The organism is Bradyrhizobium sp. USDA 4502 (assembly GCF_054063355.1).
Genome location: NZ_JBSSGF010000001.1, coordinates 8,844,040 through 8,858,921, shown reverse-complemented (window position 1 = coordinate 8,858,921; position 14,882 = coordinate 8,844,040). Strand labels below are relative to the sequence as shown.

Annotated in this window: 14 protein-coding genes; 4 read left to right on the top strand and 10 right to left on the bottom strand. The window is 64.7% G+C overall.

What is annotated here, in order from left to right:
• Nucleotides 1–125: 125 nt before the first annotated feature.
• The 5 genes from ACVW1B_RS41330 to ACVW1B_RS41310 form a co-directional block, all read right to left on the bottom strand.
• Nucleotides 126–1,121 carry a TorF family putative porin gene (locus ACVW1B_RS41330; RefSeq protein ID WP_057018099.1) on the bottom strand — a complete coding sequence of 332 codons (996 nt, stop codon included), beginning with the start codon at nucleotides 1,119–1,121 and terminating at the stop codon, nucleotides 126–128.
• Nucleotides 1,122–1,515: 394 nt separating this feature from the next.
• Nucleotides 1,516–1,926 (bottom strand): histone, encoded by a 411-nt coding sequence (locus ACVW1B_RS41325; RefSeq protein WP_456822946.1) that lies wholly within the window; start codon nucleotides 1,924–1,926, stop codon nucleotides 1,516–1,518.
• A 199-nt stretch (nucleotides 1,927–2,125) separates the two neighbouring features.
• Complete coding sequence (glcF, locus tag ACVW1B_RS41320; RefSeq protein WP_456777647.1) at nucleotides 2,126–3,442, bottom strand: glycolate oxidase subunit GlcF; 1,317 nt, start codon at nucleotides 3,440–3,442, stop codon at nucleotides 2,126–2,128.
• Nucleotides 3,439–4,677: an FAD-binding protein gene (locus tag ACVW1B_RS41315; RefSeq protein ID WP_456777648.1), complete on the bottom strand. Its 1,239-nt coding sequence runs from the start codon at nucleotides 4,675–4,677 to the stop codon at nucleotides 3,439–3,441. Before ACVW1B_RS41315 ends, glcF begins: the two co-directional genes overlap by 4 nt.
• Nucleotides 4,678–4,829: 152 nt before the next feature.
• A complete protein-coding gene (locus ACVW1B_RS41310; RefSeq protein ID WP_253604306.1) occupies nucleotides 4,830–5,666 on the bottom strand; it encodes a hypothetical protein in 837 nt (278 codons plus the stop codon).
• Between the two features lie 181 nt (nucleotides 5,667–5,847).
• Here ACVW1B_RS41310 and ACVW1B_RS41305 point away from each other — a divergent pair, with 181 nt between their 5' ends.
• Nucleotides 5,848–6,330, top strand: a complete 483-nt coding sequence (locus tag ACVW1B_RS41305; protein WP_225162242.1) for a putative quinol monooxygenase — start codon at nucleotides 5,848–5,850, stop codon at nucleotides 6,328–6,330.
• 143 nt (nucleotides 6,331–6,473) lie between these two features.
• Here the strand turns inward: ACVW1B_RS41305 and ACVW1B_RS41300 are convergent, their stop codons facing one another.
• Nucleotides 6,474–7,619: an acyltransferase family protein gene (locus ACVW1B_RS41300; protein ID WP_456777649.1), complete on the bottom strand. Its 1,146-nt coding sequence runs from the start codon at nucleotides 7,617–7,619 to the stop codon at nucleotides 6,474–6,476.
• 320 nt (nucleotides 7,620–7,939) lie between these two features.
• On the opposite strand from ACVW1B_RS41300, the gene ACVW1B_RS41295 reads away from it, so the two are divergent.
• Nucleotides 7,940–8,353, top strand: coding sequence for a hypothetical protein (locus ACVW1B_RS41295; RefSeq protein WP_310883275.1), 414 nt, complete (start codon nucleotides 7,940–7,942; stop codon nucleotides 8,351–8,353).
• 97 nt (nucleotides 8,354–8,450) lie between these two features.
• On the opposite strand, the gene ACVW1B_RS41290 is transcribed toward ACVW1B_RS41295, so the two are convergent.
• Complete coding sequence (locus tag ACVW1B_RS41290) at nucleotides 8,451–9,944, bottom strand: FAD-linked oxidase C-terminal domain-containing protein (RefSeq protein ID WP_456822945.1); 1,494 nt, start codon at nucleotides 9,942–9,944, stop codon at nucleotides 8,451–8,453.
• Nucleotides 9,945–10,179: 235 nt separating this feature from the next.
• Between ACVW1B_RS41290 and cycA the strand changes: the two genes are divergently transcribed.
• On the top strand, nucleotides 10,180–10,572 hold the full coding sequence (gene cycA, locus ACVW1B_RS41285; RefSeq protein ID WP_018269764.1) for a cytochrome c-550 CycA: 393 nt from the start codon (nucleotides 10,180–10,182) through the stop codon (nucleotides 10,570–10,572).
• Between the two features lie 90 nt (nucleotides 10,573–10,662).
• On the opposite strand, the gene poxB is transcribed toward cycA, so the two are convergent.
• Both poxB and ACVW1B_RS41275 read right to left on the bottom strand, forming a co-directional pair.
• Nucleotides 10,663–12,399, bottom strand: coding sequence for a ubiquinone-dependent pyruvate dehydrogenase (gene poxB / locus ACVW1B_RS41280; RefSeq protein WP_456777651.1), 1,737 nt, complete (start codon nucleotides 12,397–12,399; stop codon nucleotides 10,663–10,665).
• A gap of 111 nt (nucleotides 12,400–12,510) precedes the next feature.
• Nucleotides 12,511–13,473 carry an alpha/beta fold hydrolase gene (locus ACVW1B_RS41275; RefSeq protein WP_456777652.1) on the bottom strand — a complete coding sequence of 321 codons (963 nt, stop codon included), beginning with the start codon at nucleotides 13,471–13,473 and terminating at the stop codon, nucleotides 12,511–12,513.
• Nucleotides 13,474–13,832: 359 nt separating this feature from the next.
• Between ACVW1B_RS41275 and ACVW1B_RS41270 the strand changes: the two genes are divergently transcribed.
• Entirely contained in the window at nucleotides 13,833–14,009 is a 177-nt protein-coding gene (locus tag ACVW1B_RS41270) for a hypothetical protein (RefSeq protein ID WP_018269760.1), read from the top strand.
• 97 nt (nucleotides 14,010–14,106) lie between these two features.
• Here ACVW1B_RS41270 and ACVW1B_RS41265 read toward each other — a convergent pair whose 3' ends face one another.
• Nucleotides 14,107–14,775: a tetratricopeptide repeat protein gene (locus ACVW1B_RS41265; RefSeq protein WP_456777653.1), complete on the bottom strand. Its 669-nt coding sequence runs from the start codon at nucleotides 14,773–14,775 to the stop codon at nucleotides 14,107–14,109.
• Between the last annotated feature and the right edge of the window lie 107 nt (nucleotides 14,776–14,882).

The window sequence follows — 14,882 nt, the reverse complement described above, 5'->3', positions numbered from 1 at the left end:
GGGGGCAGCCCACAGGTCTCGCGAGCGCCTTTAGCTATTGTCCGCCCTGTGCCGATTAGACCTATCCGGCCAAAACAAAAAGGGCGGCAGATTGCTCTGCCGCCCCTCGATCCCCGGAGGAGAGATTACTTCAGGTTGGACATCGCGGTCAGGTCGACCGAGAGCTTGGCGATGCCGGCCGCGCCGCACCAGTTGGAGCTCGTGCCACCCGGATTGATCGGGGTGACGGCCGTGGTTCCGCCCGCGGTGAAGTCGCTGGTGAAGGCGCTGCAATCACCCTTCGACATGTCGGTGTCGGAGTAGCGCAGATCGAGCGTGAACACCTTGTAGGTGAAGCCGATGCCGATGTTCCAGGTGTTGTAGTCGGCATACTTGATGCCGTTCGGAAACGCTGGGACGCCGTAGAAGCTGTCGGAGGTGCCGAGCCACTGCCGGCCGAACTCACCCGACACGTACATGCCGACGCCGCTGCTGCCGAACACGGTGCTCGGCGCAGTGTACTTGCCGATGATCGAGGAGTAGTTGCCCCAGGCGCCGGTGTTGAGGAAGTTCGGCGAGTAGTATTCGTTGATGGTGAACGCCCAGTTGTCGTTGATGGTCCAGGTCGCCTTGCCATAGACTTCGAAGAACGACACGTCCTTCTTCATGACGGCGAGGTTGGTGAGGGTGTTGGCCTGGCAATCGGCGCTCAGCGGATTGCCTGCGAAGTCGGCCACGGCACCGCCGCCGTAGTAGCAGGTCCCGCCCGGATACAGGTAACCCCAGACACCGATGTCGAAGGCGAAGGCGCCGAAGGTCGGGCGGATACCGCCGTAGACGTCGACTTCAGCCGCGGCGCGATTAGCGAAGGAGATGCTTTCGGTCGACGTACCGACGTAGAGCTGCAGATCCTTGCTGACGTTGTAGCGCGGCTCGAAATAGGCAGTGACCGACGGATTGTGGTTGGACTGGGTGACGCCGCGGAAGATGTAGTCGCTCATGATGCCAGCGCCAAAGGCGATGTCCCACGGGTCGAACGGAGCCGGCGGCGGCGCCTTGACGGCCTTCACCGCCATGTCAGCTGCCATTGCCGAGCTCGAAATCATTGCTAGCGCCGTTGCTAACAAAGCCAGTTTCTTCATGACGATCCCCATCTAACTTTTCCAGACAGCCCAGCTCCGGTGGCCCCCAGGGCGCGCGCTAACGGACTGCAACTAAATCGCGTGGATCAATCTGAGGCCCGTGCACGGTACCGTGAAGCCAAAAAGACATGCATGTGCCGCCTTTTTAGGCGTTCTAGCCATCTTGCCGCATGTTGACTTGCGGGTGTTGCATTTGCACCACAAGACTGCTGCTCCCGCACCGGTTGAACGGGTCATTCGGACAGGGAAACGGCAACAGTCGGCTCGGCGCGAGAGCGTTCGGTGCGAATCGCCGTGCCCGTAAAAGCACGGATTGTCGTCGCACCTACGGAAGAAGCCGCAGCGTTGCGCGCTGCGGCTTCGATCAGTTGAACCTCGGCAATGTGGCAGCGGCTTAGTGGTGCTCGCCGCCGTCGGCCGACCCCGCAATCCAGCCCGGCGCCGGTTCGTGGCTCGGTGTGGCCCAGCTCGGCGCCGGCTGCGGCTCGGGCGCCGGGGGTGCTGCGACCGGAGCGGCCGGCTTCGGCGCGGCAGCCTTCTTCGGAGCAGCGGCCTTCTTCGGCGCGCTCTTCTTGGCAGCGGCTTTCTTCGCAGCCTTCTTCGGCGCAGCCTTCTTGGCGGCTTTCTTTGCCGTTTTCTTTGCAGCTTTCTTGGCCGACTTCTTCGCCGATTTCTTTACAGCCTTCTTGGCGGATTTCTTCGCAGCCTTCTTGGCCGACTTCTTCGCGGACCTCTTCTTCGCCGCTACCACCTTCTTGGCCTTTTTGGCCTTCTTGCTTTTCTTCGCCTTCTTCGACTTCGCCATCGTGGTCCTCCTGTTGCCGCTATCTGAGTCCACCGGGCGCATTGAAGTGATCGCTTGCCGGACGTTGGCTGCACCTCGAAGAGAGGCACCCGGGCATGATGGCCGCGCGATCGCTTCGCGTCTGTGGCAAGGAAGCGCCGGTCCTTCACGTTGCGTCAGGGCAAGGCTGAGGTCCGGATCATGCTCGAGTGGCAGTCGATCAATTCAATCCTGGCCGGGGACCTCCTGTCGCCCAATCGAGAAGCTCAATCGTGTGCACCACAGGAACTGACGTACCGCCGGCAATCTGAACCATGCAGCCAATATTGCCCGCAGCGATCATGTCCGGTTTGACAAGCGCAATATTGGCGACCTTGCGATCGCGCAATCTGCTCGCAATGTCGGGCTGGAGAATGTTGTAGGTCCCCGCCGAACCGCAACACAAATGGCTCTCGGGCACATCTTTCACCACGAATCCATTCTTGGAAAGCAATTCTTTCGGAAGTTGAGTGATTTTCTGTCCATGCTGCAACGAACAAGCCGAGTGATAGGCGACGGTGACGTCGCCTTTCTGCGTTGAAGGCGCGAGCTCGAGGCCAGCGAGATACTCGGTGATATCCTTTGCCAGCGCCGAGATTCGCTTGGCCGGCTCCGCGAATGTTTTGTCCTCGCGCAGCAGGTAGCCGTAGTCTTTGACAACTGTCCCACAGCCCGAGGTCGTCACCAGGATGGCGTTGAGCCCGTTCTGGTCCGCTTCCCTTTGCCACACTGTGATGTTGGCCCGCGCGCGCGCCAGCGCGTCGCCGTCCTGTCCCATGTGATGGGTCAACGCGCCGCAGCATTGCTCGTCCTTGACCAGCACCACCTCGACGCCGTGCCTGGTCAGGACATTGATCGCGGCCTGATTGATGCGTGGCGCCAGCACCTGCTGGGCGCAGCCCTGCAGCAGCGCGACCCGGCCGCGCCGCCGGCCGATCGGCGCAAACACGGTTCCCGCAGCCGGCCCCGGTTGCGGCAGGCCGCGCGGCGCGAGCGCCAGCATCGCCTTGATCCGCCGCAGCAGACCCGGGCTCGACGCACCGACCGATGGCGTCGGCAGCAATGCGGCGAACGGACGGGCGAGCCCGGCCAGGATCATGCTGATCCGGAACAGGCCCGGCCGCGGCAGCACGAGGGCGAGTACCCACCGCAGCAGCCGCTCGGTCAGCGGTCTCTGGTAATCCCGCTCGATCCGGACCCGGGCCTGGTCGACGAGGTGCATATAGTTCACGCCCGACGGACAGGTCGTCATGCAGGCGAGGCACGACAGGCAGCGGTCGATATGCTTGACCACGTCGGCCGTCGGCGGCTTGTCCTTCTCCAGCATCTCCTTGATCAGGTAGATGCGGCCGCGCGGGCTATCGAGCTCGTCGCCGAGCAGCACATAGGTCGGGCAGGTCGCGGTGCAGAAGCCGCAATGCACGCAGGCGCGCAGGATCTTGTCGGCTTCCTTGATGTCGGGATCGGCGAGCTGCGCCAGGGAAAACTCGGTCTTCATGCAGCCCCGCCTCGCATCATCCGGCCGCGGTTGAGGACGGACCTAGGATCGAAGCTCGCCCGGACCCGTTCACCGAGCGCGGCAAGCCCGGCCGCCTGCGGCTGGAACACATCGACCGCCCGGCGTACATCCTCGGCGGCGCGGATCAGGGTGGCGTGTCCGCCGATGGCCTCGACCTGGCCGCGGACCAGCGCGGCCTGGGCGTCGGCGCCCGGCGGCAGCGCGGCCCAGATCAGCCCCCCGCCCCAGTCGTAGATCACGTCGCCGCCAGTGGCGCGCGACAACGCCTGGCCCAGCGCGCCGCCAGAGGCCGGCGGGCAAACGATACGCCACACCGGCCAGGCTGCGAGCGCGCCGTTCGCCGCGAACGGCACCACGTCGCGCAGCGCGCTCCAGATTGCGGCCGACGCATCGTCGGCGAGGCTGTCGACCGTTCCATAGGACGAGAGCGTCTGGCTCAGCGAGGCCGCCCGATGTGCCGCCGACGCCGAAATCCCCTCCAGCCGCACCAGCGTGACCGGATGGCCTGAGGCTGCGAGGCCGGCGAGCGCACCGCCCCCGGTCCGCAACGCCGAACCCGGAAGATGCGCGGCGCCGGAGACGTCGAAGGGCGAACCCAGCGCCGCCGTCATCGCCTTGTTGGCGGTGACGTCGTCGAGCCCGCGCAGCAGCAGCGTCCGTTCGGCTTCCGGCTTCGGCATGACCTTAAGCGTGACCTCGGTCATGACCGCGAGCGTGCCCCAGGAACCGGTCAGCAGCTTGCAGAGATCGTAGCCGGTGACGTTCTTCACCACCCGCCCGCCGGTCTTGAAGCTGTCGCCAAACCCGGACACCGCGTGCGCCCCGAGCAGATGATCCCTGATACCACCGGCCTTGATGCGGCGGGGACCGGCCAGTCCGGCGCCGATCATGCCGCCGATCGTGCCGGCGCCCGCGGTGCCGAGCAGCACAGACGTGTCCATCGGCTCGAAGGCGAATTGCTGGTTCTTGGCGTCGATCAGGGATTGCACGTCGGCGAGCGGCGCGCCGGCCTGCACGGTGATGATCAGTTCGTTCGGCTCATAGGAGGTGACCGCATTCAGCGCCGAGACGTCGAGCAGCGCATTGGTCGCCATCGGATGGCCGATGGCGCGCTTCGATCCATGTCCAATGACCTCAAGCGGCTGCTCGCTGGCAACCGCCGCGCGCACCACTTCCTCGACGTCTTTTGCGTCTCTGACCCTGAGCGTATCCACACGCTAGGCGGTAACGAAATTTCGCGCCGAAATCAAATGCGCACCGAACGAACGTCTGAATGCGGCAAGCCGACCTCGTAATCCCGACGGAAGGGCCCGGCGGCCGGGGCTTGGCGCCATCCGGCAGGCATGGAAACCGCGGTCAGGCTGCCCTACTCGGAACGTCCCGCCAGCTCAAAAATTCGCCGCGCCAGGAGAGTTTGGCCCGAGAGTTCGAAGGGCTCGTCACCTCTGTGGGCGCGCCACCGGCCGTCCCTCCATCCGAGCGCCAGCGCCTTGACCAAATCGAAGAAGCTGACCCGGCCTGATTTGACCCCCCGCTTGAGCGTGTCCGGCATGGTCGACCAGATCAGCTCACACTCGGCATCGCGCTCGATGCGTTCGCTTGCCTCGACGGATCGGTCTTGATCGTTCCATATCTGGCTGGCGCGCATCGCCGGCCCGATCCTGTCGGTCCAGCGGAACGCGTGCTGCTCCCGTTCGGCGTATCCGTGGCGTGCGAGCCACTTCATCGCCGTCGCGTATCCGGGAGGAGGTTCGAACCAGTCGCGCTGGTCCGACAGGACGTCCCGGCTGTAGCCGCCGCAGGCGATGGCGACAAAGGACTGCACGATTTGCACGATACGCGGGTCGCCGTCGCCAATCGAAGCAGCGAGGAAATCCGGCATCTCTGCCGCATTCATCGAAAACACGGCCCTTGTCACGGCGTCGTCGGCTCCGACCGGCTCGACATGCATCACGCCGACGTCGAGCAGCGCCTGCTCGGCGGCCACCCAGTCGCTCGGGCAGGTGCGCGCGATGAAGCCGCCTTTCTGGCCGGCACCATCGCAGCCGGGTCCGGCAAAGAATGCGCAGAGGCTGGCCGCCAGATGACCGCACATACGCCCTTCGAGGCCTCCGATGTCTGTGACCTTGACCATGCCGGAACTGTACGACAGGCGACTTAAGCCGCCGTTAGCGCGATGCTTCCATGCGTCGCAGCGTGGCAAGCGCCGATATCGGGAAAATCGCGTCGTGCGGTCTCTGCTGCAACACTTCGATCATTGCCGAACTGTTTTCACAACATCGACATTTCGATCATCGCCGAACTCGGTTCGCCGAACGATCCACTACCTCTCGCGTTGCGGTTCGGCCGGCAGGACGGTTGGCGCGAATCATCTGGAGGCGAACATGAAACGTTCGGAAGTTTCGACCACGACGATGATCCTCACCCGACGATCGGCCATCGGCTCGTTCGCGATCATGGCGATCGCCGGCGTCTCGCCCTGGGCCGGATCGCAAGCTCGATCGGAGCACAGCAATGGAGGAATGCCAATGAAGCACTATGCGATGAGCACGAGAACCATCAGCGACGCGATCAACACGTCAGGCCTTCTGGTTGTGGCGCAATGGGAAGCCAAGGAGGGACAGGCCGACAAGGTGGCGGAAATCCTCGACGGCTTCCTGCCCGAGGCGCAGAAGGACCCCGGCACCAAGCTGTTCCTGATCGGCCGCGGCAAGGATAATCCGGCGCAATTCCTGTTCTACGAATTGTTCCAGGACGAAGCCGCGTTCAAGGCACACCAGGACAGCGCGGCTTTCAAGACCTACATCGCGGAGCAGGCGCTGCCGCTGCTCGCCAAGCGCGAGCGGTCGCAATACGCGCTGCTGTGAAGAAAAGCGGGGCGGGGAGGATGCTAGAGCGTTTTCGAGCGAAGTGGACCCGGTTCGCGTGAAGAAAACGCGTCAAGACAAGAAGCGAGAGCTTCGGTTCTGATTCAATCGGAACCGAAGCTCGTCCTTCCCGCCGGCGCGGGTCAGATCGACGCGCCGCTGTTGCCGAGCGTTGCGCGCAAGCCGGCCCGCTCGGGCGGCCTGCGCCAGAAGCCGACGATCGAGATCCGCGACAGCACCGCCGCCTCGAGGCTCTCGACCTGGGTTCGGAGCCGAAGCGCGCGTTTCTCGACGAGATGCCAGGACACGACGGCGACGCCGAAGGCGAGCGGCAGGCTGATCAGGAGGTTCAGATACCAGTGCTGGACCGGCGGGCCGAAGGTGGCGACGCATTGCTGGATGACGAAGCCGTAGAGATAAAGCCCGTAGGAGTAATCGCCTGACGAGACGATCCAGCTCCGCCGCGGATTCATCAGGCCGAGATAGCAGGCGACATAGGCGGCCGGCACGGGAGCCAGCGCGTCGCCGCGCCCGGTCGCCATGCCGGCGGCGCACAGCACCAGCGCCAGCAGGCACAGCGTGCGGTTGAACGGCACCTTGTCGCGCCAGAGGTAGAAGCCGACGCCGGCAAGGAAGCAGAACACCAGAAGGTGCGGGCGAAGCTGGATCGGCACCTCGTCCCAGCGCCAGATGTCGTAGACGATGAGCCCGATCTGGGCGATCACCATGAACCCCAGGAACGCCACCCGGTTGAAGCAAATCGTGAGCACGGCGAGCAGCGCCAGGATGACGTAGCACCACAGCTCGTACGGCACGGTCCAGAGCTGGGCGTTCACCAGATCGGGCAGCGGATTGTGCAGGAATACGCCCGGCAGCTCGTAATGGATGTCGCCGACGATATTGAGAAAATAGGCGTGGAATTTCGGATCGGCGACATATTGCGCCAACGGCAGCTCGGTGAAGACCGAGCCGATGATGATTGCCGATAGCGTGGTTTCGACCGCGAGCGCCGGTCCGATCCGCAGCACGCGCAGGCCGAGGAAGGAAATCAGACTCTTGCACCGGAGCAGGCTTGCGGTCACCAGGAAGCCGCTCAGGGCAAAGAACAGCGCGAGGATCATCGCGACGCCGATGCGCAGCGTGCTCTGGATTTCTAGCGCGCGGCCGAGCCCGAGCGTCACGTTCGTGCTGTGCAGGCCAATGATCGACGCCGCCAGCGCGATCCGCATGTAGTCGAAACCCGCGGGCCGATTGCGCGAAAGCGCCAGCTGATCGGCCAGGCTGGGCATCGATGTGCTCCCGAAGACGTGCATCTGCGGAAAATACCGAGCAACAGTCTAAGGCCGTGTAAATGGGTCCGCGCTGTAATTGCAGCGACGCACGGGCGCCGGCCACCGTGCAAGGATCGGTTAAGGTTATCGGCCGGCTAGGGCGATCCGTCGAATTGTATCGACCGGCCCTCGCGCGTTGGTGGCTCTGGGCGCACGCTCACGCATGTTGGCCTCGGGGCCCAATAGCCGACGTGGCTCCTGATGCCTTAGAAGCAGACTTGTTATCGTCATTCGGCAACCATTGATTTGATCGCGGGTCCGCCGGGAGAACCACCACGATGCTCATCAAACTGACGGCCATCGCGCTGCTCGCGATGATCGCGCCGGGACAGGCGCGTGCCGCGATGCTCACCGACGCCGAGACGACGTTCCTCGACCAGCTCGCGACCGCAGCCGCGGTGCTCGAACAACGATGCACCGGCTATGAGGCCAATGGTGCCGGCGGCGTTCAAACGGGCGCCAGACTTCTCGGCAGCCCCGACGCCGCGATGGCCATGATCAATGCGTTCGACGCGGCGATCAAGGCTCACGACGGCAATGACTACGATCCGCGCAAATTCCGCCCCGAGGTGTCCGAAGCGGCCGGCAAGACCTTCAAGCGAGTCCGGGCGGCGTTGATCAGAGACCCGGAAGGGGCCTGCGCCGCCTATGGCGATAGCGGCGCGGCGTCGGGGCTACTCAGACGGTACTAAAGCGCGATGAGATCGGGTTGAATCGTCATCGCGCTTTAGCTCTTTGTTTGACTATGATCTTTTCGGAAAACCGCTTCGCACTTTTCCGGATCATGCTCTAGAACCGCGGGATATCCGGGAAGGCCAGCTTGCCGGCGTGGACATGGACACGGCCGAGCTCGGCGCAGCGGTGCAGGGTCGGAAACACCTTGCCGGGGTTGAGCAGGCCCCCGGCATCGAAAGCGCATTTCAGCCGCTGCTGCTGGTTGAGGTCGATCTCGGTGAACATGTCCGGCATCAGGTCGCGCTTCTCGATGCCGACGCCGTGCTCGCCGGTGAGCACGCCGCCGAGCTCGACGCAGCAGCGCAGGATGTCGGCGCCGAACGCCTCCGCCTTCTCGATCTCGCCCGGCTTGTTGGCATCGTAGAGGATCAAGGGATGCAGATTGCCGTCGCCGGCGTGGAACACATTGGCGACGCCGAGGCCGTATTTCTCCGAGAGGTCGCGGATCCGCGCCAGGGCCTTCGGCAAGGCACCGCGCGGGATGGTGCCGTCCATGCAGAGGTAGTCCGGCGAGATGCGCCCGACCGCGGGGAACGCCGCCTTGCGGCCGGCCCAGAACAGATTGCGCTCGGCCTCCGAGGTCGAGATCTGGCAGGAGGTCGAGCCGCAGCCTTGCGCGATCGCCTCGACCCGCTTGATCAGCTCGTCGACCTCGACCTGGGGGCCGTCGAGCTCGATGATCAACAGCGCCTCGACGTCCAGCGGATAACCGGCGTGAACGAACGCCTCCGCGGCGTGGATCGCGGGCTTGTCCATCATCTCCATGCCGCCCGGGATGATGCCGGCGCCGATGATCCGGGCGACGCATGCGCCGGCCGCCTCGACCTCGGCGAAGCCGACCATCAGCGCGCGCGCCGTCTCCGGCTTCTGCAGGATGCGCACCGTGATCTCCGTGATGACGCCGAGCAGCCCTTCCGAGCCGGTGATAATTCCCATCAGATCATAGCCGGCATTCTCGGCCGACTTGCCGCCGATGCGCAGGATCTCGCCACTCATCAGCACGATCTCGCAGCCGAGCACGTTGTTGGTGGTCATGCCGTATTTCAGGCAGTGCACGCCGCCGGAATTTTCCGCGACATTGCCGCCGATCGAGCAGGCGATCTGCGACGACGGATCGGGCGCGTAGTAGAAGCCGGCATGGGCGACCGCCTGGCTGATCGCGAGGTTGGTGACGCCGGGCTCGGTGACCACGACGCGGTTCTCGAAGTCGATCTCGCGAATCCGCTTGAACTTGCCGAGCCCGAGCAGCACGCCGTCGGCAAGCGGCAGCGCGCCGCCGGACAACGAGGTGCCGGAGCCGCGCGGCACCACCTTGATGCCTTGGCCCTGGCAATATTTGAGCACCTTTGACACCTGCTCGGTGGTATCGGGCAGCACCACGACCATCGGCGGCTGCCGATAGGCGGTCAGGCCGTCGGATTCATAGGCCAGCATCTCGGCGGCGCTGTCGATCACGCCCTCGCCCGGGACGATTGCGCGCAAGGCGGCCACGATTTCGGCGCGGCGAGCGAGGACGGCCTGGTCGGCCGCCGGCATCATGATGGACATCGTTGTTCCCTCGGCTGGGCTTTTGCCCTTCGCCGATTTGTTACGACAAATCAATCACGTCTGCACCTGTTTCAGTGCACCGGCCGAAGGTCGGATTGCCCCACCCCGCAATGGCGAGTTCTCTCTCGGACAAGCGGGCGGCCGCGAAACCTGTCAAAGTTTCGTGGCTTGTCCTGTCCAAGCCGGACATGCCACAAACGATCACTACCTCCCGGGACGAAACGAAGAGAACCCCATGAACCTAAAGACCTTGAGCGCGCTGGCGGTCGTCACATCGCTGGCTTCCGCATCCTCCGCGCTGGCGCAGGATGCCGCCGCCGGCAAGACCTCGTTCAATAAATGCCTCGCCTGCCACGCAATCGGCGAAGGCGCCAAGAACAAGGTCGGCCCCGAGCTCAACGGCCTCGACGGCCGCCATTCCGGCTCCGCGCCGGACTACAATTATTCCGATGCCAACAAGAATTCCGGCATCACCTGGAACAAGGAAACCTTCCTCGAATACATCAAGGATCCGAAGGCCAAGATCCCCGGCACCAAGATGGCATTCGCCGGCATCAAGAACGAGAACGAGGCCAACAACCTCTGGGCCTACGTCTCCTCGTTCGACAAGGACGGCAAGCAGAAGTAATCGGCGGTATCGGTCGCGCCGTCCACCCGGCGCCAATGCCGGGGCGGACGTTAGAACGGGGATGGCCTTTCTTCGAAACGCCATCCCCTTTCAGCGCGGCAACAGATTGGTCTTGGCGAGATCGACCACCTCGTCGCCGCGGCCGCTCATCACCGCGCGCAGCACCCACAGGCTGAATCCCTTTACCTGCTCGAGCGTGATGGTCGGCGGCATCGACAGTTCCTGCGTCGCGGTCACGACGTCGAGCACGGCCGGGCCGTCATGCGCGAGCACGTCGCGGATCGCGCCCTCGAGCTCGCCGGGATCCTCCACCCTGACGCCGTGAATGCCCATGGCGCGGGCCATCGCCGCAAAATCCGGATTCTTCAGATCGACCCCGGTCTCGATGAAGCCGGCGGCCTTCATCTCCAGCGCGACGAAGCCGAGCACGCTGTTGTTGAAGATCACGACCTTCACCGGCAGCTTGGCCTGGGTCAGCGTGATCAAATCGCCCATCAGCATGGCGAAGCCGCCGTCGCCAGACATCGACACCACCTGCCGTCCCGGCTGCGCCGCCTGCACGCCGATCGCATGCGCCATCGCATTGGCCATCGAGCCATGGACCCAGGAGCCGACCAGACGGCGGCGGCCGTTCATTTTCAGATAACGCGCGGCCCAGATCGTCGGCGTGCCGACGTCGGCGGTGAACACCGCATCCTCGCTCGCCTGCTCGCTCAACAGGCGCGCCAGATATTGCGGATGGATCGGCTTCTGGCCCGGCTTGCCGCGGGCGAGATCGTCGAGCCCGGCGCGGGCGTCCTTGTAATGCGCGAGGCTGGCATCGAGATGCTTGCGGTCGGTCTTCACATGGAGCTTCGGCAGCAGCGCGGCGATGGTCTCGCCGACCTCGCCGACGATGCCGAGATCGAGCTTGCAGCGGCGGCCGAGATTTTCGGGGCGGATATCGACCTGCGCGATGTTGATGCCGGTCGGGAAGAACTGCTTGTAGGGAAAATCGGTGCCCAGCATCAGCAGCACGTCGCAGCCGTGCATGGCGGCATAGCCGGAGGAAAAGCCGATGAAGCCGGTCATGCCGACGTCATAGGGGTTGTCGTATTCGACATATTCCTTGCCGCCGAGCGCGTGCACGATCGGGCTCTTCAGCGTCTCGGCAAGCTTGATCAAGCCGTCATGCGCACCGGCGCAGCCGCGGCCGCAGAACAGCGTGACACGTCGCGCGCCGTTGAGCAGTGCCGCCAGCGCGTTCAACTCGGTGTCGGCCGGACGCACCACCGGCGCCGGCGGCAGCAAGCCGGCATTCGGCGCGATGTCGCGCTTCGGCGCCGTCCGCATCGCGACGTCGCCCGGCAGCACCAATACGGCGACGCCGCGCTTGCCGACCGCGGCGCGGATCGCGTTCTCCAGCATGTAGGGCAGTTGCGCCGGATCCGACACCAGTTCGCAATAATGGCTGCATTCGCGAAACAGGTCCTGCGGATGCGTCTCCTGGAAATATCCGCCGCCGATCTCGGCCGACGGGATCTGCGCCGCGATCGCCAGCACCGGCGTGCGGCTGCGATGCGCGTCGAACAGGCCGTTGATGAGGTGCAGATTGCCCGGGCCGCAGGAGCCCGCGCACACCGCGAGCGCGCCCGTGATCTGGGATTCGGCGGCGGCGGCGAACGCGGCCACCTCCTCGTGACGCACATGCAGCCAATCGATCGTGCCGCGCTTGCGCAACGCCTCGGTCAGGCCGTTGAGGCTGTCGCCGACGACACCGTAGATGCGTTTGACGCCGGCCTGGGCAAGGGTTTCAGCGATGAGGTCGGCAATGTTGTCGATCCGCATGAGAGGTGTCCTTTGCTGCAATCCGAAACCGCGTGGGCCGCATGATGTTCGGCGCCACGCGGCGGCGCAAGCCTTGCCGGATCACATTCGCGCGGCGCAAAGGCGCGGCAGCTATTGCGCCGTCACCGCGTCCCGCACCATCAGGCCGGCCATCGTCTCGATCTCGGACGCCACGAGATCGGGCACGACGTACTGCACCATGTGGCCTGTGTCCGGCAGCACGGTCAGCTTCGCGTTCGGCGCCGATGCGGCGAGCGGCCGCGAGTGGATGCCGGTCGAGACCGTCTTGTCGACGTCGCCCGAAATGATTGACAGCGGCGCCCTGATCTCGGCATAGCGCGGGGCCTGTTCGACAACGGCCGCCTTCAGCGTGACGAGGTCGCGCGCATTGGCGATGAACTCGCGCGGACGCAGCAGGAGCAACGACTCGCTGTCGCGGACGAAATCAGCCGGCACCGGCTGCGGCGCGAACACGCCGCGCGTAGCCGAATTGGCGACGAGGAAACCGAGCGGCAGCGTGATCGTGTGCGCAAGCAATGGTCCGATCAAAGGTGTCGAGATCGCATCATTGTAGCGTCCGGCGCCGCCGCGCCACGGATAGGCGACGGGCGCGAGCAGCACGAGGCCGGCGACGCGGTCCGGATGATCCAGCGCAATGCGCAAGGCGAGTGCGCCGGCCCAGGAATGCGCCACCACGATCGCCCGCTCGACGCCGAGCCTGGTCAGCGCCTCCACGATCATCCGGGCCTGGATCGCGGGCGTCGAATCCGCGACGCGCGCGCGGGTGCTCCAGCCGTGACCCGGCCGATCGATCAGGATCACCCGGCGCGCTTTGGCAACGCGATCGCCGAGCGGCTGCATCGCGCGGAGATTGGAGCTTGCACCATGCAGCATCACGACCGGCGGCCCGACCGCATCGCGCGGGCCGAGTTCGACCACATGCAGCCGCGCCCCGGCCACATCGATCATTCGCCCCTGCGGCGGGAAGGCCCGCTGGATCAGCAGGGCGCCGAGCTGTGTCACCAGCGCCAGGGCCAGCCCTGCGACCGCCAGCGCAATGATTGCGGTCAACATCGAGGGGATCCGAAAGGTCTTAGGCACCTGATTGGGCACCTGACAATTACGACGAAGCCGAAATCAGGTTTCGCGCGGATGTGCCCCCTGCCAGGGCATGCTCTTGTTCGGAAAGCCAATTGTCGATTATCCGGCTCGCGCCCCGGCGCGGAGTTGTCCACAATGCGCCCAGCCTGTGGATAGCGGGTTCATACCTGCGTCATTAGTCATTTCATAGATTGGCGGTGGCAATTTCGCCATCAGACGCGAGGCTTCATCGAAACCGGGACGCCATTGGAACGCTTCCTGGTTTGTACACGGTATCCACAGGAACCGGCGTCCGCATGACGAGTTCAACGGGAAGTAATCGGAGGAGTACCATGATTTCCGACCCTAGCGATGCGGCCATCGATCAGATCGTGGCGAGCTGCAATGGCGACCTGCGCGGCGCCCTGAAGGCACTGTTGCTGGTGAATGAGCACCTGGAGGCGGAGCTTCAGCAATTCTATGCTGCCGTAGCCCAGGACACCGCGTCCCGCGGCAAGTTCTTGCACTAGCCTCCTGCGCCGGACCGGACCGCGAGCAAGCATCAAGCTCGCGAGCAACGTGTCCATTCGCGGCCATCGCCCCACGATCGCGATCAATCGCACGCAATCAGATATCGCGGCCTTCGACCTTTTCGGTCAGCTGCTTGACGATCTGCGGCACCTTCTCGAGGTAGGGATCGACAGCCAGCGCCTTGCGGAAGGCGTCGAGCGCACGCTTGTCGTCGCCCATGTCCTGCATGATCATGCCGACGCCCGCCAGCGCGCCGAAATGGCGGGGTTCGCGGGTCAGCACCTGCTGCAGGTCTCCAAGCGAACGAACGTAATCGTTCTTCAAATAGTAGATCGTCGCACGCCGGTTCCAGGCCTCGACATAGTCGGGCCGGAGCTTGATCACCGCGTCCAGCAGCTTCAGTGCGACATCGACATTCTGGGCGTCGATCGCCGCCTTGGCGCGCACCATCAACAGCGCCGCGGTATCGCTCGGGGTTTGCAGCCACAGCGCCCAGATCCGCGCCTCGACATGGCGGGCACTGTCCTCGTCGGGCGCGGCCTTCAGCGCGCCGAACAGGAAATCCAGCCCGCGGGCCCGGTCGGCCGGCACCTTCGGCAGCTTGGTCGGAGCTTCAGGTAGTTTTTTCTGGGCCCTGGGCGACGGGACCACGCGCGGATCGTCCTGCGCGACGGCCGCAACGGGCATGGCCAGAAGCGCGGCGATCAGGATCGCCAGCCGGCGGTTGGTGGGCACCAGGAACTTGAATCCGAGCTTTAATCCCATCGCCGAAGTCTAGACGCACAACGCCGCACTGCAAAGCAGCGCGGCGTCAAAGACCTGTGAAGGAAGGATCGGAATCGGCCGGCGATCCGGGTGGGATCAGCCTTGTC